This is a genomic window from Stenotrophomonas sp. Ste96, assembly GCF_024519495.1.
Taxonomy (GTDB): domain Bacteria; phylum Pseudomonadota; class Gammaproteobacteria; order Xanthomonadales; family Xanthomonadaceae; genus Stenotrophomonas; species Stenotrophomonas bentonitica_A.
Window position 1 is genome coordinate 311,738 of sequence record NZ_JALJRX010000003.1, and the last position, 16,668, is coordinate 328,405.

16 protein-coding genes are annotated in these 16,668 nt (G+C 66.7%); 11 read left to right on the forward strand and 5 right to left on the reverse strand.

Features of this window, described 5'->3' with window-relative positions; all coding sequences use genetic code 11:
- Positions 1 to 276 precede the first annotated feature (276 nt).
- Positions 277 to 1,509: a cell division protein FtsZ gene (gene ftsZ / locus OC373_RS10715; protein WP_019182482.1), complete on the forward strand. Its 1,233-nt coding sequence runs from the start codon at positions 277 to 279 to the stop codon at positions 1,507 to 1,509.
- Between the two features lie 216 nt (positions 1,510 to 1,725).
- Positions 1,726 to 2,637 (forward strand): UDP-3-O-acyl-N-acetylglucosamine deacetylase, encoded by a 912-nt coding sequence (gene lpxC / locus OC373_RS10720; protein WP_070426625.1) that lies wholly within the window; start codon positions 1,726 to 1,728, stop codon positions 2,635 to 2,637.
- Positions 2,638 to 2,932: 295 nt separating this feature from the next.
- Here lpxC and OC373_RS10725 read toward each other — a convergent pair whose 3' ends face one another.
- Complete coding sequence (locus OC373_RS10725) at positions 2,933 to 3,373, reverse strand: DUF721 domain-containing protein (RefSeq protein ID WP_083279853.1); 441 nt, start codon at positions 3,371 to 3,373, stop codon at positions 2,933 to 2,935.
- 12 nt (positions 3,374 to 3,385) lie between these two features.
- Here OC373_RS10725 and OC373_RS10730 point away from each other — a divergent pair, with 12 nt between their 5' ends.
- The 3 genes from OC373_RS10730 (at position 3,386) to OC373_RS10740 (ending at position 8,617) form a co-directional block, all read left to right on the forward strand.
- A complete protein-coding gene (locus tag OC373_RS10730; RefSeq protein WP_019182479.1) occupies positions 3,386 to 4,336 on the forward strand; it encodes a M23 family metallopeptidase in 951 nt (316 codons plus the stop codon).
- Between the two features lie 168 nt (positions 4,337 to 4,504).
- Positions 4,505 to 7,237 (forward strand): preprotein translocase subunit SecA, encoded by a 2,733-nt coding sequence (gene secA / locus OC373_RS10735; RefSeq protein WP_019182478.1) that lies wholly within the window; start codon positions 4,505 to 4,507, stop codon positions 7,235 to 7,237.
- Positions 7,238 to 7,657: 420 nt separating this feature from the next.
- Complete coding sequence (locus OC373_RS10740) at positions 7,658 to 8,617, forward strand: Nudix family hydrolase (protein ID WP_070426626.1); 960 nt, start codon at positions 7,658 to 7,660, stop codon at positions 8,615 to 8,617.
- Here OC373_RS10740 and OC373_RS10745 read toward each other — a convergent pair.
- Complete coding sequence (locus OC373_RS10745; RefSeq protein ID WP_070426627.1) at positions 8,607 to 9,173, reverse strand: hypothetical protein; 567 nt, start codon at positions 9,171 to 9,173, stop codon at positions 8,607 to 8,609. The genes OC373_RS10740 and OC373_RS10745 overlap by 11 nt on opposite strands.
- Positions 9,174 to 9,223: 50 nt before the next feature.
- Positions 9,224 to 10,051 carry a methylenetetrahydrofolate reductase [NAD(P)H] gene (metF, locus tag OC373_RS10750; RefSeq protein ID WP_019182475.1) on the reverse strand — a complete coding sequence of 276 codons (828 nt, stop codon included), beginning with the start codon at positions 10,049 to 10,051 and terminating at the stop codon, positions 9,224 to 9,226.
- A 124-nt stretch (positions 10,052 to 10,175) separates the two neighbouring features.
- Here metF and OC373_RS10755 point away from each other — a divergent pair, with 124 nt between their 5' ends.
- The 5 genes from OC373_RS10755 to OC373_RS10775 all read left to right on the forward strand — a co-directional run bounded on the left by OC373_RS10755 (position 10,176) and on the right by OC373_RS10775 (position 14,547).
- The gene (locus tag OC373_RS10755; RefSeq protein WP_070426628.1) at positions 10,176 to 11,066 is read left to right on the forward strand and encodes a TIGR01777 family oxidoreductase; all 891 of its coding nucleotides are present in this window, start codon (positions 10,176 to 10,178) and stop codon (positions 11,064 to 11,066) included.
- Between the two features lie 120 nt (positions 11,067 to 11,186).
- Positions 11,187 to 12,107 carry an alpha/beta hydrolase gene (locus OC373_RS10760; protein WP_070426629.1) on the forward strand — a complete coding sequence of 307 codons (921 nt, stop codon included), beginning with the start codon at positions 11,187 to 11,189 and terminating at the stop codon, positions 12,105 to 12,107.
- Positions 12,108 to 12,127: 20 nt separating this feature from the next.
- Complete coding sequence (locus tag OC373_RS10765) at positions 12,128 to 13,198, forward strand: histidine kinase (RefSeq protein ID WP_237393506.1); 1,071 nt, start codon at positions 12,128 to 12,130, stop codon at positions 13,196 to 13,198.
- Positions 13,195 to 13,935, forward strand: coding sequence for a LytTR family DNA-binding domain-containing protein (locus OC373_RS10770; RefSeq protein WP_070426630.1), 741 nt, complete (start codon positions 13,195 to 13,197; stop codon positions 13,933 to 13,935). The genes OC373_RS10765 and OC373_RS10770 overlap by 4 nt, the downstream gene beginning before the upstream one ends.
- A 54-nt stretch (positions 13,936 to 13,989) precedes the next feature.
- Positions 13,990 to 14,547 (forward strand): DUF3228 family protein, encoded by a 558-nt coding sequence (locus tag OC373_RS10775; protein ID WP_070426631.1) that lies wholly within the window; start codon positions 13,990 to 13,992, stop codon positions 14,545 to 14,547.
- A gap of 171 nt (positions 14,548 to 14,718) precedes the next feature.
- On the opposite strand, the gene OC373_RS10780 is transcribed toward OC373_RS10775, so the two are convergent.
- Complete coding sequence (locus tag OC373_RS10780) at positions 14,719 to 15,234, reverse strand: hypothetical protein (RefSeq protein ID WP_070426632.1); 516 nt, start codon at positions 15,232 to 15,234, stop codon at positions 14,719 to 14,721.
- Positions 15,234 to 15,707, reverse strand: a complete 474-nt coding sequence (gene ybaK / locus OC373_RS10785; protein ID WP_070426633.1) for a Cys-tRNA(Pro) deacylase — start codon at positions 15,705 to 15,707, stop codon at positions 15,234 to 15,236. The genes OC373_RS10780 and ybaK overlap by 1 nt, the downstream gene beginning before the upstream one ends.
- 17 nt (positions 15,708 to 15,724) lie before the next feature.
- Between ybaK and OC373_RS10790 the strand changes: the two genes are divergently transcribed.
- Complete coding sequence (locus tag OC373_RS10790) at positions 15,725 to 16,627, forward strand: hypothetical protein (RefSeq protein ID WP_156785738.1); 903 nt, start codon at positions 15,725 to 15,727, stop codon at positions 16,625 to 16,627.
- Positions 16,628 to 16,668: the final 41 nt, after the last annotated feature.

Sequence of the window (16,668 nt, forward strand, 5' to 3'; positions counted from 1 at the left end):
GGCCCGCAACACGCAGTACACATGCAATAAGCGATAAGCAGTTCCCGAAAAATCCACACACCGTCCACGCAACGCCGCAACACCCCGCATCACGACGTACACAGCAAGCGCATTACCCGGCCACCTGGCCGACCATTGAAGCAGGCAACACCGTCGCGGTTGGCTCTATCCAGCCCGGCATACCAACTACAACTCGCCGGCACGACGGTGGGGAGGACAGGAGAAGGATTCTCCGAAGCCCCCGTCCCGCGTAAACGGCAACACGAGGACACGGACATGGCGCATTTCGAACTGATTGAAAAGATGGCACCCAATGCGGTGATCAAGGTGATCGGCGTGGGCGGCGGCGGCGGTAACGCCGTGGCGCACATGGTCAGCACCAGTGTGGACGGCGTGGAATTCATCACCGCCAACACCGATTCGCAGGCCATCAAGAATTGCGGTGCCAAGCTGCAGCTGCAGCTGGGTACCAACGTCACCAAGGGCCTGGGCGCAGGCGCGAACCCGGAAGTCGGCCGCCAGGCCGCGCTGGAAGACCGTGAGCGCATCATGGACGCGCTGCAGGGTGCGGACATGGTGTTCATCACCGCCGGCATGGGCGGCGGCACCGGCACCGGTGCAGCCCCGGTCGTGGCGCAGCTGGCCAAGGAGATGGGCATCCTGACCGTCGCCGTGGTCACCAAGCCGTTCCCGTTCGAAGGCCGTCGCCGCATGCAGGTCGCGCTGAAGGGCATCGAAGAGCTGAGCCAGCATTGCGATTCGCTGATCACGATCCCGAACGAAAAGCTGATCACCGTGCTGGGCCGCAACGCCACCATGATCCAGGCCTTCCGTGCCGCCAACGACGTGCTGCAGGGCGCCGTGCAGGGCATCGCCGATCTGATCGTGCGTCCGGGCCTGATCAACGTCGACTTCGCCGACGTGCGCACCGTCATGTCCGAAATGGGCCTGGCGATGATGGGCACCGGCACCGCGCGTGGCGATGACCGCGCCCAGGCCGCGGCCGAAGCCGCCATCCAGAACCCGCTGCTGGACGATGTGAACCTGGCCGGTGCCAACGGCATCCTGGTCAACATCACCGCCGGCGCCGACTTCACGATGGCCGAGTTCGACGAGATCGGCCGCACCATCGATGGCTTCGCCTCCGAAGATGCCACCGTGGTCGTGGGTACCGTGCTGGACCCGGACATGCAGGACGAAGTCCGCGTGACCGTGGTCGCCACCGGCCTGAACCGTGCCGTCACCGCCAAGACCCAGCGTCCGGGCGAGCGCGCACCGATCAAGCTGGTCCGCAACGCCACCACCGGCCAGCCGGAGTTCGGCGAATTCGACAACGGCGGCGATGCGGTCTCCAAGGCCGTCGGCGGGATGGGCATGGGCATGGGCCTGCGTCGTCCCAGCGCCGACACCGTGGCACCGTCGGCTCCGAGCGCTTCGGGTCCGGCCGCCGCTGAGCTGCCCAACGATTACCTGGACATCCCGGCGTTCCTGCGCCGCCAGGCGGACTGAGTAACGCTGGCCGGGGCCTTGTCCTCCCCGGTAAGCACCTCCATGTCCCATGCTGCCGGGCCAGGATCGGCCCGGCAGTCTGACCGCCGTCGTGCATCGCGCACGTCCGGGCAGTGTTGTCGACGCACCACGGTTCACGGAAGGGACAGCGGTAGTGCGTGTTATTCTTGTTTGTCACAGCCGCGCTGACCGCGCGCTTTCTGGTCCTGCCCCCCGATGATCCCGCAACGCACCCTCAAGAACACGATCCGCGCCACCGGCGTCGGCCTTCACAGCGGTGACAAGGTCTACATGACCCTGCGCCCGGCCCCGGTCAACCATGGCATCGTGTTCCGCCGCGTCGATATGGACCCGGTGGTGGAAGTGCCCGCGCGTGCGGACCTGGTCACCGAAGTCACGCTGTGCACCGGCCTGACCTACCACGAGGCCAAGATCCAGACCGTCGAACACCTGATGTCGGCCCTGGCCGGCCTGGGTGTGGACAACATCATCGTGGAGCTGTCCTCGGCCGAGCTGCCGATCATGGACGGTTCCTCCGGCCCGTTCGTGTTCCTGCTGCAGTCGGCGGGCATCGCCGAACAGGACGCGCCGAAACGCTTCATCCGCATTCTCAAGACGGTGGAAGTCACCGATGGCGACAAGGTCGCCCGCTTCGAGCCGTACGAAGGCTACAAGCTCGGCTTCACCATCCAGTTCAACCACCCGATGATCCCGGCCAAGCAGTCGCGCGCGGAAATCGAGTTCTCGACCCTGGCCTACACCAAGGAAATCTCCCGCGCCCGGACCTTCGGCTTCATGCGGGATCTGGAATACATGCGCGAGCGCAACCTGGGCCTGGGCGGTTCGATGGACAACGCCATCGTGCTCGACGAGTTCCGCGTGCTCAACGACGACGGCCTGCGCTACGCCGACGAGTTCGTGCGCCACAAGATCCTCGACGCGATCGGCGATCTGTACCTGGCCGGTGGCCAGGTGCTCGGCGCTTACGAGGGCTTCAAGTCCGGCCATGCGCTCAACAACAAGCTGGTACGCGCCCTGCTGGCCGATGCCAGCGCGTGGGAGTGGGTCAGCTACGAGTCGCCTGCGGCCGAGGCCCCCGTCGTCTATGGTCTGCCGGCCTACGCCTGAGCCACGTTCTGGCCAACCCATTGATTTTATAGAAAATAGAACGGCGCCCAAGGCGCCGTTTCTGTTTCAGGGGGTCAGGACGGGCTCAACGCCGCGTGATCTTGACGTCAATGAACCGTAGGGGTGCACAGCGCACAGATTTGTGAACCTCATCAAGGTTTGTGCCGAATTTAACGTTAATTTAATAAAACACTAACGACTGGCGGCACCGACGCCGCTACAGTGCAGACCGGCTCCCAGCCAAAGTTCACGTGATCGTGACGCGGCCGGGAAGGGGCGGGATGCCCCGATGGCTTCACGACTTGGAAGAACCCACGTCGCGCAGACAAGCCAACGCGTCGCGTAGCCCTTTGTGCGTGGCGGCTGAAACAGCGTGGGGGCCATTCCTGTTGTCGATCGCTGGGGAGCGTGGGGGAGGGGCGGACGCTGTTTTGACGGTCACCTTGGTGACCTTCAGCCCGATGGACCGGGCCGCGTCGATCAACTGTGCTTCGGCAAGCCGGACCTTGGCGTGCCACACGGGAGATTCGACGAGAAAAACGAGGTGCTCGCCGTTTACATTCGCCAGCCGGCAACGGGTGGCCAGTGCAGGCGGCAAATGGGGGCGCAATTGACGGTCCAGCGCGTCGAGCCACAAGGCACGACGCAGCGGGTTACCGGCTTTGTCCGCCATGACCGCATCCAGCGCCGGCTTCGGCGTGGATGGGGAACGGGCACTGGATTTCGGCTCAGACATGAAAACTCACTGATGGCATTCAAAAAGATCGTAATCAAAACGCGTGAAGGACAGGCCAAGACGCCGCTGGCGCGTTTGCGTTTCTACTTCGAAGATTCCCCCCGTGCCCTGCTGGGCAGTGTGCTGGGGGTGGGCTGCCTGATCGGCTTCGGTGCCGGTATCGGTGGCAGCATGTTCAACGATTCCCGGCTCCACGCCAAGGTCGCACAGCAGGAACGCGAACTGGCGCAGGCCCAGAAGGACGCCCAGACCCAGGTCAACGCGCTGGCAGCGCGGATGGGCGAGCTGCAGGCGCAGGCCACCCGTCTCAACGCCCTGGGCGAACGACTCACCCAGATGGGCAAACTGGAAGACGGCGAATTCGACTTCAACGAGACCCCCGGCCTCGGTGAAGGCGAGCCCGGCCCGACCCAGGACATCCCGGTCAGCGCGGTCAACGCCGACTTACAGGTGCTGGAGCAGCGCTTTGCTGCTTCAGGCCGCCAGCTGTCGGTGATGGAATCGCTGATGTTCGACCACCAGCTCGAACAGAATGCCGTGCCCTCGCGCATGCCGATCCGCAACACCTACATCACCTCCAACTTCGGTACCCGCAGCGATCCGTTCGGTCGCGGTGCGGCCACCCACAAGGGCATGGATTTCCACGCCAAGGTCGGTGACCCGGTGATGTCGGTGGCCGATGGCGTGGTCAGCTTCGCCGGTGTGAAGGGCGGTTACGGCAACGTGGTCGATGTGGACCATGGCAACGGCTATGTGACCCGCTATGCGCACAATTCGCGCCTGGTGGTGAAGCCGGGCGATCTGGTCCGGGCCGGCCAGGAAGTGGCCAAGGCCGGTTCCACGGGCCGTTCCACCGGTGCCCACGTGCACTTCGAGGTCTGGGAACGCGGCCAGGTGGTCAATCCGCGCAAGTTCCTCGGTGATGGCGGCAACACCCCGGTCGGCCGCGTTTCGCGGGGCTGATCACGGTAACGAACTTGAACGGGGGTGCTTGAAACGCCGGACCCCCGTCCCAAGCTACAATGGGTGTTGCCATAGACAGGGCGCGGTGCGCCCTGTTTCGTTTGCGGCGTGCGCATCCCCCGGGGAGAGCGCCGCCGTTGGGGCGTCTCATTCCAACCGGTTCCTTCAATGATCAACAGCCTGCTTACCCGCGTCTTCGGCAGTCGTAATGAACGACAGCTGCGCCAGCTCAACCGCATCGTCGCCAAGGTCAATGCGTTGGAGCCGGAAATCGAAAAGCTCTCCGACGAGCAGCTCAAGGCCAAGACCCCGGAGTTCAAGCAGCGCATCGCTGACGGTGAAGCCCTGGACAAGGTGCTGCCCGAAGCGTTCGCGGTCTGCCGTGAAGCCAGCCGCCGCGTGCTCGGCATGCGCCATTACGACGTCCAGCTGATCGGCGGCATGGTCCTGCACCTGGGCAAGATCGCCGAAATGCGCACCGGTGAAGGCAAGACCCTGGTCGCCACGCTGCCGGTCTACCTCAATGCGCTGGAAGGCAAGGGCGTCCACGTGGTCACCGTGAACGACTACCTGGCCCGCCGTGACTCGGCGCAGATGGGCAAGCTCTACAACTGGCTGGGCCTGAGCGTGGGCGTGGTCTACCCGGGCATGCCGCACGGCGACAAGCGCGAGGCGTACGCCAGCGACATCACCTACGGCACCAACAACGAATTCGGCTTCGATTACCTGCGCGACAACATGGCGCTGTCCCGTGCGGACCGCTACCAGCGCGGCCTGCACTACGCCATCGTCGATGAAGTCGACTCCATCCTGATCGACGAAGCCCGTACCCCGCTGATCATCTCCGGCCCGGCCGATGACTCCCCGGAGCTGTACATCCGCGTCAACCGCGTCGTCCCGCACCTGATCAAGCAGGATGCCGAGGAAGGCGAGGGCGATTTCTGGGTGGACGAGAAGGGCAAGCAGGTCCATCTGTCCGAAGCGGGCATGGAGCATGCCGAGGCGCTGCTGGTCGAAGCCGGCATCCTCAATGCCGAGACCGAAGGCCTGTACGCCGCGCAGAACCTGACCGTGGTGCATCACCTCAATGCCGCCCTGCGCGCGCATGCCATCTACCAGCGCGACGTGGATTACATCGTGCGCGATGGCGAAGTGGTGATCGTCGATGAATTCACCGGCCGTACCCTGGCCGGCCGCCGCTGGTCCGATGGCCTGCACCAGGCGGTGGAAGCGAAGGAAGGCGTGCCGGTCCAGCGTGAGAACCAGACCCTGGCGAGCATCACCTTCCAGAACCTGTTCCGCATGTACAAGAAGCTGTCCGGCATGACCGGTACGGCCGATACGGAAGCCTACGAATTCCAGAGCATCTACAACCTGGAAGTGGTGGTGATCCCGACCAACCGCCCGACCATCCGCAAGGACGGTTCGGACCAGGTGTTCCTCAACCGCAACGGCAAGTTCAATGCCGTGCTGGCCGATATCCAGGCCTGCAACGAGCGCGGCCAGCCGGTGCTGGTGGGTACCACCTCGATCGAAACCTCGGAGATGCTGTCCGAGCACCTGACCAAGGCCGGTGTGCACCACGAAGTGCTCAACGCCAAGCAGCACGACCGCGAAGCGACCATCATCGCCAACGCCGGCATGCCGGGCGCGGTGACCATCGCCACCAACATGGCCGGCCGTGGTACCGATATCGTGCTCGGTGGTTCGCTGGAAGCGCAGCTGCATGAGCTGGGCGAAGACGCCACCGACGAGCAGCGCGCCCAGGTCAAGGCCGAGTGGCAGAAGCGCCACGACGCGGTCAAGGCGGCCGGTGGCCTGCACATCGTCGGTACCGAGCGCCACGAATCGCGCCGTATCGACAACCAGCTGCGTGGCCGTTCGGGCCGCCAGGGCGATCCGGGTTCGTCCCGTTTCTACCTGTCGCTGGAAGACAACCTGATGCGCATCTTTGCCTCGGACTGGGTCCAGAAGGCGATGCGCATGATGGGCATGAAGGAAGACGACGTCATCGAGGATCGTCTGGTCAGCCGCCAGATCGAGAAGGCGCAGCGCAAGGTCGAAGCGCACAACTTCGACATCCGCAAGAACCTGCTGGACTTCGACGACGTCAACAACGATCAGCGCAAGGTGATCTACAGCCAGCGCGACGAACTGCTGGATGCGGAGTCGGTGAAGGAGAACGTCGATGGCATCCGCGGCGACGTGATCTTCGATGTGGTGGCGCGCTTCGTGCCGCCGAACTCGATCGATGAGCAGTGGGACCTGCAGGGTCTGGAAGCGACGCTGGCCTCGGACTTCGGCATCGACATGTCGCTGACCGAGCTGGTCAAGGCTCACGAGGAACTGGACGCCGAAGGCATCGCCGAGAAGGTGCAGGCCAAGGTGGACGAGCACTTCGCCGCGAAGGAAGCCGGCGTGGGCGACGAGACCATGCGCGCGCTGGAAAAGCACGTGATGCTGACCGTGCTGGACCAGAGCTGGAAGGAGCACCTGGCGCGCATGGATTACCTGCGCCAGGGCATCTACCTGCGCGGTTACGCGCAGAAGCAGCCGAAGCAGGAGTACAAGAAGGAAGCCTTCGAGCTGTTCTCGGAAATGCTGGAGAACGTGAAGCGCGAAGTGGTGACGTTGCTGGCGCGCGTGCGCATCCGCAGCGAAGAGGAAGTGGCGGCACTGGAGCAGGCCGAGCGTCAGCAGGCCGAAGCACGCCTGCTGCAGTCGCAGTTCCAGCACCAGGATGCCGGCGGCTACGGTGCCGACGAAGAGGCCGCGCAGGTGGAGGCCGCCCAGAACGGCGTGCCGCAGGTCACCCGCGATGAGCCGAAGGTCGGCCGCAACGATCCGTGCCCGTGCGGCAGCGGCAAGAAGTACAAGCACTGCCATGGTCAGCTGAGCTGATTGGCTGATCCGCTGATCGGAAGTGCTGAAGAAGCCCCGCCTTGTGCGGGGCTTTTTTTTGGTTCTACTCACATCCGCGTGGCAGGCATGCAGCGCGGTCTGACCTGCTCCAGGGCGGCGGTGGCTGGGTCGCGCCCCGCGTATCGAGACTATTGGCGCCCAACAGCTAGGTCCGCTCTTCCGCACTCCTGCCGCGCGCGAGCGCCGTAGCGGCCGATAGGCCCCTGGGCAAAATCAAGGAGGAGGCTGCCGCCACCAGGCGGCGGCCGGGGGACATTTGCCGAGGGGCCTATTGGTCGCTGCGGGGCCCTTACGCTCGCCGCACCCCTGAGCGGAGACACCACGACGATCCACCCTGCGCCTCCACAACGACCCGCAGGGGCATTGCGTCACCGGGGCCGCTTTGGGCATCCTCCGGGTATGTCATCTCCCCTTCGTTCGATCCATGTCGTGGCCGGCGTCATCACCGATGCCCGCGGCCGCATCCTGCTCAACCGTCGTACCGAGAACCGCGACATGGCCGGCCTGTGGGAGTTCCCGGGCGGCAAGCGGGAGCCCGGCGAGACCTCCGAGCAGGCCCTGGTGCGGGAGCTGCGCGAGGAGCTGGGGATCGAGGCGGAGGTCGGTGAGTGGATCATGGACGTGCCGCAGATCTACCCGGACAAGCGGCTCCGCCTGGAGGTGCGCCGGATCAAGGGCTGGAAGGGCTCGCCGCGTGGGCGGGAAGGGCAGGCGATCACCTGGGTGGCCGCGGACAAACTGCACCGGTACTCGATGCCGCCGGCGGACCTGCCGGTGGTGGCGGCGTTGCGCCAGCCGGATCGGTATCTGATCACCCCGGAGCTGGAGGGCGAGGAGGACAGTGTCCACCAGGCATGGCTGGGGCGCCTGGCGCAGGCGCTGGAGAGTGGCGTGCGCCGGGTGCAGCTGCGCACGCCATCCAGTCCGGCGCGGGTGGCGCTGGCCGAGCGCGTGATCCAGCAGCATGGGCCGCGCACGCAGTGGCTGGTGAACCGGGATATCGACCTGGCCGGGCGGCTGGGCGTCGGGGTGCATCTGGGCAGTGAGCAGCTGCTGGCGCTGGGCGAGCGGCCGCTGCCGGCCGGTCAGCTGGTGGCGGCCTCCTGCCACGATCTGGCGCAGCTGCAGGCGGCGCAGCGGCTGGGCTGTGATTTTGCGGTGCTGGGACCGGTGCAGGCGACGGACAGCCATCCCGGCATAGCGCCGCTGGGCTGGGGCGCGTTCGAAGCGCTGCGCGAGCAGGTCTCGCTGCCGCTGTACGCGCTGGGCGGGATGACCCCTGGCGATATCGAGCAGGCGCGCCGCCACGGCGCGCAGGGCATCGCGGCGATCCGCTCGCTGTGGCCGGCTACAGCGTGATCCAGAAGCAGCCGTACTGACGCCGCAGGCCGAACACGGTCCGGGCCGGGGTGGCGGTGCTGCCCAGTGTCTGTTCGATGCGCAGGCCGATGGGGCGGGGGCGCGAAGGCGCCGATTCAGGACCTGCAGCGGCAAGCGCCGGGTCCACCACCACCGGCGCGCTTTCGGGGTAGACCGGGGCGATGTCGACCAGGGGGCGCTGCACCACCGATTCCAGCCGCCCGATGATGTGGTCCGCGGTGGCGTTGGAGACGTTGCTCCACAGGTAGATCGAGGACAACCGGTTCACGTCCTGCGCGCTGACCGCGTCGCGGATCTGGCCGGTCAGCTCGCTGAGTCGGCGCGCGCAGCCGGCGCGATAGATGCCGGTATTGCCCACGCTCGCGGTGCGCGGGGGCAAGCGCGACGTAGCACCCACTGCGTCGCAGCGGCGGTCGGTGAAGACGGTTTCGCCCTGCGCGTTGGTACAGCGGTTCACGCGCTGCGGCGCCTGCGCCAGGACGGGCGGCGAGGGCAGGCACAGCGCACACAGCAGGAGCCACACGAGCGGTTTCATCGCAGCAGCGTAGCGGCGCCGGCGTTATCTGCAAGCGATGCGCAACCGCCTCAGCTGCGCAGCAGTTTCAGCACCTGGGTGGTCGGCTTGGCCAGGTTGAGCGTGTAGAAGTGCAGGCCCGGGGCGCCGCCGGCGACCAGGCGTTCGCACAGGCTGGCCACCACCTCGGCACCGAACGCGCGGACCGATTCGGCATCGTCGCCATAGGCCTGCATGCGTTTGCCGATCCAGCGCGGGATTTCCGCACCGCACTGCTCGGAGAAGCGGCGCAGCTGGCTGAAATTGGAGATCGGCATGATGCCCGGCACGATCGGCACGGTCACGCCCAGCGCGCGCACGGCATCGACGAAGTGGAAGTAGGCGTCGGCGTTGAAGAAGTACTGGGTGATCGCCGCATCGGCGCCCGCGTCGATCTTGGTCTTGAAGTGCTTCAGGTCGAGCAGGGCGTCGCTGGCCTGCGGATGGGTCTCCGGATACGCGCCCACTTCAATGCGGAACGCATCGCCATGCTCGGCACGGATGAAACTGATCAGTTCGGAGGCATAGCGCAGATCGCCCGGATGGCCCATGCCGGAGGGCAGGTCACCGCGCAGGGCGACGATCCGCCGACAGCCGATCGCGCGGTAAAGCTTGAGCAGCTCGCGGATCTCCTCGCGGCTGCCACCGACGCAGGACAGGTGCGGGGCGGCTTCGAAACCATGGTGCTGCTTGAGGTGGCGCACGGTTTCGGAGGTATAGCTGAGGGTGGAGCCGCCGGCACCGAACGTACACGAGACGTACTCCGGCGCGAACGCCTTCAGCTTGGCCGCGGTCCGGTCCAGCTGGGCACGCTGGTCGTCGGTCTTGGGCGGGTAGAACTCGAAGCTGATGGCGGTCATGGGCGGGGCGCGTCGGCGGGTGTGGTTCAATCATATCTCTTCATCGCGATGAATGTGAAGTGCGTCGATGCGCCGTGCACGCCGCGCCGGGTACAGTGAGCGCTGATCTTCCGGAGCAATCGCCATGCAGATTCTCGTGACCGGTGGCACCGGCTTCATCGGCAGCCGCCTGTGCGCGCGCCTGCTGGCCGAGGGCCATGCCCCCATCGTGTTGACCCGCCGGCCCGGGCGGAACCCGCAGCCGGGGATCCGCAGCGTTGCCACGCTGGACGAGGTCGGCCCGGTCCAGGCGGTGGTCAACCTGGCCGGCGAGCCGCTGATGGACGGCCGTTGGAGCGATGCGCGCAAGCAGGCGCTGCGCGACTCCCGGATCGGCACCACCCAGGCGCTGCTCGCCTGGATCGCTGCGCTGCCCGAACGGCCTCGGGTGCTGGTGTCCGGTTCTGCGATCGGCTGGTACGGCCCGCGTGACAGCACACCCCTGGATGAAACCGCCTCGCCCGGGCATGACTTCGCGGCGATGCTGTGCCGGCAATGGGAAGCGGAGGCCCTGAAGGCGGAAGACCTCGGCGTGCGTACCTGCGTGCTGCGAACCGGCATCGTGCTCGACCGGGACGGCGGGGCCCTGCTGAAGATGCTGCCGCCGTTCCGGATGGGCGTGGGCGGCCCGATGGGCGACGGCCGGCAGTGGATGAGCTGGATCCACCGCGAGGACCTGGTCGGCATGATCCTGTGGCTGCTGGGCAACGGGCAGGCGCGCGGTGCTTACAACGGGACCGCGCCGGGTACCGTCACCAACCGCGTGTTCGCCACCACGCTGGGCGAGGCGCTGCATCGTCCTGCGCGGCTGACCACCCCGGCCTTCGCGCTCAAGGTGGCGTTCGGCGAGATGGCCGGGCTGCTGTTGACCGGGCAGAACGTGCAGCCGGTACACGCGCTGGCCGAAGGCTTCACGTTCCAGTACCCCTCGCTGCCGGGCGCCCTGCAGGCCATCGTGGGCGCGCCGGAGCACTGAGGCGGCATTTCCATCCCCGCCTGGCGACCGCTCATGGCCCGCTGCGGCCGCTGCTCATGTCATCGCCCCGGCCGTGCCTGCATGCGGCAGTCTGCAGGCTCACCCCAGCCGGAGCCTGCCATGTCGACCCGCCGCAACCGCCGCATCCACTCCCTTGCGCCATTGGCCGCACTCGCGCTCACCGCCTGGGCCACCTTGGTCAGCCCCGCCCACGCAGCGACCGAAGCGTTTCAGGATCTGCAGGTCGAGGTGATCGGCACCGGCCGGCCGGTGCTGATGATCCCCGGCCTCAACAGCGGCGCGCAGGTCTGGCGCGAGACCTGCGCCGCGCTGCAGCCGCAGGTGCAATGCCACCTGATCCAACTGCCCGGCTTCGCCGGTGCGCCCGCCGTGGCCAGCGATGATTTCCTCAGCGCCATGCGGGACCGCCTGCTGGCCTACAGCGCCGACCGCAAGCTCGATCATCCGGCGGTGATCGGCCACAGCCTCGGCGGCGTCCTGGCCCTGCAGATGGCGATCGCGGCGCCGCAGAAGATCGGCCCACTGGTGATCGTCGATGCCTTGCCCTACTTCGGCGCGGTGCAGAACCCGGCCGCGACACCGGCTACGCTCAAGCCGATGGCCGAGCAGATGCGGGCCGGCATGCTCGCCGCCGACGCCACCCGGTACGCGGCGCAGACCGATGCCGCGGTGGCCGGGATGGCGCATGCACCCGAACGTGTTGCCACGTTGAAGCAATGGGGACGCGACAGTGACCGCGCCACCACCGCCAACGCGATGTATTCGATGACCATGACCGACCTGCGCCAGCCGATCGCCGGCATCACCGCCCCGGTGATGGTGCTCGGTGCCTGGGCGGCCTACCAGCCGTTCGGTGCGACCGAAGCCAGCACGCGCCAGGTGTTCGCGACGCAGTACGCCGCGCTGCCCGGGGTGCGGATCGAGATGAGCCGCGCCGGCTACCACTTCCTGATGTGGGATGATCCGCGCTGGCTGCAGACGCAGATCCGGGACTTCCTCGATCTGCCTGCGGCGCCCTGATCGATAGCGGCATGGAGATGATGAGCACGACGCAGGCAGCACGCAGTTCCGGCTTCTGGTGGCGCAACAGCGCGGTCTGGCTGGTCTACCTTGGGGTGAGCCTGGTGCTCGGGTTTTCCTATGGAGGCCACTGGTCCGGCATCGTCCTGATCTCGCTGATGGTGTCGCTTTGCTTGTGGGTGGGCAGCGCGTTCATTCGCCGCTGGGCGCTTGGCCATGACTGGTTGCAGCGCGATCTGCTTGGGTTGACGTGGCGGCTGCTGCTCGCGGTGATGATCGTGGCAGCGGCTACCCAGGTGCTCACCGCCGCTGTGCTACTACCCGCTTTGGCCTGGGACTGGGTGCAGCTGCCGGGGCAACGTGCGAACTATCGCCCGGCCGCCGTCTTCGGCTACTGGTTCAATACCGCCATCGTCCTGAGCGTGTGGTGCGCACTGTGGACCGGCCGCCGCGCGCTGCAGCGGGCCCGGCACAGTGAGATGGCACAGCTGCGCGCCGAAGCACAGCGGGCGACACTGGAGCATCAGGCACTGCGTGCGCGGCTCAATCCCCACTTCGTGTTCAACGCGCTCAACAACCTGCGTGCACTGATCAATGAAGACCCGGCGCGCGCACGCGACATGGTCACCCATCTGTCCAGCACGCTGCGCCACGCCCTGGTGCATACCGATGGCGATTGGGTCACCGTGGCCGAGGAGTGGCGCGTGGTGCAGGACTACCTGGCGGTGGAGGCGATCCACTACGAAGACCGCCTGCGGGTGCGCACCGATATCGACCCCGCCGCGCTGTCCGCACGGCTGCCGCCGATGGCCCTGCAGCTGCTGGTGGAGAACGCGATCAAACACGGCATCGCGGTCCACCCGGGCGGTGGCGAGCTGACGATCCGCGTGCAGCTCGATGGCGGCTGGCTGCGGGTGGAGGTGGACAATCCCGCCCCGCACGACGCCAGTAGCGCAGGCCACGGTATCGGGTTGACGTATCTGCGCACCCAGCTCGGCCTGGACGAGTCGCGTTCCGCATCCGGCCGCGGCACGTTCCTGCTGGAGCGTCAGGGTGAGCGCATGATGGCCCGATTGCAGGTGCGGCAATGAGCCCCTCCCTGCGCGTGCTGATCGTGGACGATGCGCGGCTGGCGCGCAGTGAACTGCGCACGCTGCTGGCGGCGATCCCGTGGGTGGACTGTGTCGGTGAGGCGGACGATGTACCCGCCGCGCGCGATGCGATCCTGCGTGAGCAGCCCGACCTGGTGCTGCTGGATGTACAGATGCCCTCGGGTGAGGGGTTCGATGTGCTGGATGGACTGGAGACCGTGCCGATGGTGGTGTTCGTCACCGCCTACGACCAGTACGCCGTGCGCGCCTTCGACACCAATGCGCTCGATTATCTGGTCAAGCCGGTGGAGGCCGACCGCCTTCGGGCGGCGCTGGAACGCGGCCGGGCGCGCCTCCCGGTGCCAGCCGCCCCCGTTGCGACGAACAGCGGCCGCGATTCGCTGGGCGCCGACGATCAGGTGTTCCTGCGCGATGGCGAGCGCTGCTGGTTCGTGGCACTGGGCGAGATCCGCAAGATCGTGGTCGACGGCAACCATGCCCGGCTCTGGTTCCGTGACCAGAACGCGGTGCTGGCACGCAGCCTCAGTACCCTGGAAGCACGACTGTCGCCGGCGATGTTCTTCCGCGCCAACCGCAACACCCTGGTCAACCTGCGCCGCGTGCGGGCGATCGAACCGTCGCTCGGCGATGGCTACGACCTGACCCTCGACGACGGCAGCCAGGTCGAGGTCTCGCGGCGCCAGGCGCGCGAGCTGCGTGAGCGGTTGGCGCTGTAGGGCACGCGCCGCACACGCTACCCTGTATGGGATCTCCACCGCCTGACTGTGCCCATGTCCATCGTCCTCACTGCATTCGCCCGTTCCCGCCTGTTCCCCCGCGTGCCGCGCGGCAACACCATCCAGGACTGCAGCGCCGAGCAGTTCGAACAGCACCTCAACACGCACGCGCCGTTCAAGGTGCTCGATGGCTACGCGCCGTTCTGCAAGCTGCATGTGTACGAAAACTGGACCTCCACGCGCTGCCTGACCGTGCCGATCACCGAGGCCAACCGTCACCAGCTGCGCAGTGGTTATGAAGCGCGCAACCGCGAGGAGCTGCCGGTGCTGGTGCGCTGGTTCGAAGGCGTGGAATCCCCGCGCGCGAACTACCTGGTGGTGATCCTGTACAGCGCCGAGCAGCTGGCCAAAGAGGGCTCACCCATCGATGCGGAGTGGGGCATCGTGGGCTGCATCTACACCGCCGAGCCGGAGGAAGTGCCGATGGCCCCGATCACCATGATGCGCAATGCGCTGGGCGTGGAAGAAGGCGGCTCGGGTGTGCCGCTGGATCGCGAGGCGTATCAGCGCGCGGTGACGTTCTGGGACCGCAACGCCAACTGGCGGCCCTGAGGCGCCCAGGCTCGCTGCACGCCTCCCCTGTAGAGCCACCCCATGGGTGGCTGCACGCGGACCGGGGCGAACGCAGCCACGCATGGCGTGGCTCTACAGGTCCATGAAGCGTCCGGCTGGATGCCCATGCGCCGAAGCATCGCGCCAGTACGATGTGCAGCGGCGATGCAATCACGCATGCGTTGGGGTTCCCTCCACGGTGGGACGCGTTGGTTTCCACTCCCACCACGGGTAGTGATACTCGCGGTCGGTGGCCAGCCAGTGCGTTGCGCAGTCCACGCAGGTGACGGCATGCGCCTCGCCCCAGCCGTCCTCGGCTTCCCCCACGGCATCGATGACCACATGCCCGCGCGTGGCTTCCCGACGCGGATCGAAGAACGGGTAGTGCGGGTAAAGCGCACACAGGCAGCCGGCCCGGTCCCGCCAGAAGCGCAGCCGGCGCAGGGCGAACTGCAGGTGATGGTTGTTGGCGAACAGGGCGCCACCCAGCGCGATGTCCGCGGTGGCGCGCTCGATCCGTTCGACCCACGGCGAAAGCGCGTCCAGTTCGGCCGGATCACGGAGCTGGGCGATGGCGCAGGCTGCGCTGTAGATGCGGTCAGGCTCGGATGACAGCAGCGCCTGCAGGTGCTGCGCGCCAGGGCCCTCGGTGGGGGCGATTGAGTCCCGGTTGAGAGGCCAGCGCATCAGCGTGCCTTGCCGATGGCGGCATAGCATCCGCCGGTGAGCCGCAGCAGATCGGCCGGTGCCAGCGCCACCTCCAGCCCACGCCTACCCGCACTGACATGCACAGTCGGCAAGGCCTGCGCGCTGGCATCAAGAAAGGTGCGGTGCTTTTTCTTCTGCGCCAGTGGGCTGATCCCGCCGACCAGGTAACCGGTCGCGCGCTGCGCCGCTTCGGCGTTGGCCATTCCGCATTTCCGGCAGCCGGCCGCGGCGGCGAGTGCCTTGAGGTCCAGGGTGCCGCTCACCGGCACGATCGCCACCAGCAGCTCATGTGTCTCGGTGGTTGCCAGCAAGGTCTTGAACACCTGGGCCGGATCCAGCCCGAGCTGCTGCACGGCCTCGCCACCGTAGGAGTCGGCGGCGGCGTCATGGTGATAGGACAGCACGCTGTGCGCGATGCCGGAGGTCTTCAGCAGGTTGATGGCGGGGGTCATGGCGGCATCGTAACCCGGTGCGTACCGGCTGCCTTGACCGAGACTACTGCGGTCGCTGCGATAATGGCGGCGTTCCCGTCTGGAAAGATCCCATGCGCCTCTCTGGCCAATTCAACGCGCTCAGCTTCGACAGTGATGTGGCGCGCGGACCGTATCCCCCTCAGGGGTTTGTATCGATCGCGGAAGGCGCGCTCGGCAACGGCGATTGTTTCGGGCTGTACTGGCCGTTGGGGCGTGAGGGAGATGCGCCCTTCGTCTGCGAGATGTTCCATGACGAGTGGCGTATGGAACTGCGCCATTCCTCGGTGCAGGTGTTTTCGCAGTGGCTGGAACTGAACGAAGGCGAGTATGGCGAGCTTGAGGTCGAAGATCCCGGTTCGCCAACCGGGCAGTTGGAGCAGGCGCGCGCGCAGGTGCTGGCGGGGCAGGTCGAGCAGGCGATTGAACTGCTGCGCGCAGCGTGCACCGCCTTCCCGGAGCTTCAGCAGGGCTGGGCGCTGCTGGCAAGCCAGTACATGCGGCAGGGGCAGCGCGATGCGGCGATCGATGCAGCACGTTCGGCCGTGATTGCCAACTGGGCGTTTGGCATTCCCGAGGCCGGCGTGCTGCGCGTTCTGCGCGCTGCCCCGGCCGGCACTGACCCGGTGATCGCGTTGGTACAGCGGATGGGCTTCGCCTTTGGCGGGGCCAAGACCAATCCGGATTACGCGCTGATGCAGGCCTGCATCGATGACTGCTGGGCGGCCGGTGACGCGCTGACCGCGCTGCGACTGTCGCAGAACCGCTGCTACGTGCTTGCGGGCGAAACGGTGTCTTTCCAGGAACGAGAAGGGTTCACGCTGTCGCGCTGGCAAGCCGAATTCGCCGCGCAGTGCAAGGCCGTCCTGAACGACGACCGCAGGTGTTTCGGCCAGGATTGAAGGGCCTTCCGCCACGAAAACGGGCGCCTTTCGGCGCCCGT

What these genes read in the sequence shown, in the direction of transcription:
- OC373_RS10765 (WP_237393506.1), top strand. Translation starts at nt 12,128, where the DNA reads ATGAGCACGACGCAGGCAGCACGCAGTTCCGGCTTCTGGTGGCGCAAC.
- OC373_RS10780 (WP_070426632.1), bottom strand. Translation starts at nt 15,234, where the DNA reads ATGCGCTGGCCTCTCAACCGGGACTCAATCGCCCCCACCGAGGGCCCT.
- OC373_RS10770 (WP_070426630.1), top strand. Translation starts at nt 13,195, where the DNA reads ATGAGCCCCTCCCTGCGCGTGCTGATCGTGGACGATGCGCGGCTGGCG.
- OC373_RS10755 (WP_070426628.1), top strand. Translation starts at nt 10,176, where the DNA reads ATGCAGATTCTCGTGACCGGTGGCACCGGCTTCATCGGCAGCCGCCTG.
- lpxC (WP_070426625.1), top strand. Translation starts at nt 1,726, where the DNA reads ATGATCCCGCAACGCACCCTCAAGAACACGATCCGCGCCACCGGCGTC.
- ftsZ (WP_019182482.1), top strand. Translation starts at nt 277, where the DNA reads ATGGCGCATTTCGAACTGATTGAAAAGATGGCACCCAATGCGGTGATC.
- OC373_RS10760 (WP_070426629.1), top strand. Translation starts at nt 11,187, where the DNA reads ATGTCGACCCGCCGCAACCGCCGCATCCACTCCCTTGCGCCATTGGCC.
- metF (WP_019182475.1), bottom strand. Translation starts at nt 10,051, where the DNA reads ATGACCGCCATCAGCTTCGAGTTCTACCCGCCCAAGACCGACGACCAG.
- OC373_RS10730 (WP_019182479.1), top strand. Translation starts at nt 3,386, where the DNA reads ATGGCATTCAAAAAGATCGTAATCAAAACGCGTGAAGGACAGGCCAAG.
- OC373_RS10725 (WP_083279853.1), bottom strand. Translation starts at nt 3,373, where the DNA reads ATGTCTGAGCCGAAATCCAGTGCCCGTTCCCCATCCACGCCGAAGCCG.
- secA (WP_019182478.1), top strand. Translation starts at nt 4,505, where the DNA reads ATGATCAACAGCCTGCTTACCCGCGTCTTCGGCAGTCGTAATGAACGA.
- ybaK (WP_070426633.1), bottom strand. Translation starts at nt 15,707, where the DNA reads ATGACCCCCGCCATCAACCTGCTGAAGACCTCCGGCATCGCGCACAGC.
- OC373_RS10740 (WP_070426626.1), top strand. Translation starts at nt 7,658, where the DNA reads ATGTCATCTCCCCTTCGTTCGATCCATGTCGTGGCCGGCGTCATCACC.
- OC373_RS10745 (WP_070426627.1), bottom strand. Translation starts at nt 9,173, where the DNA reads ATGAAACCGCTCGTGTGGCTCCTGCTGTGTGCGCTGTGCCTGCCCTCG.
- OC373_RS10775 (WP_070426631.1), top strand. Translation starts at nt 13,990, where the DNA reads ATGTCCATCGTCCTCACTGCATTCGCCCGTTCCCGCCTGTTCCCCCGC.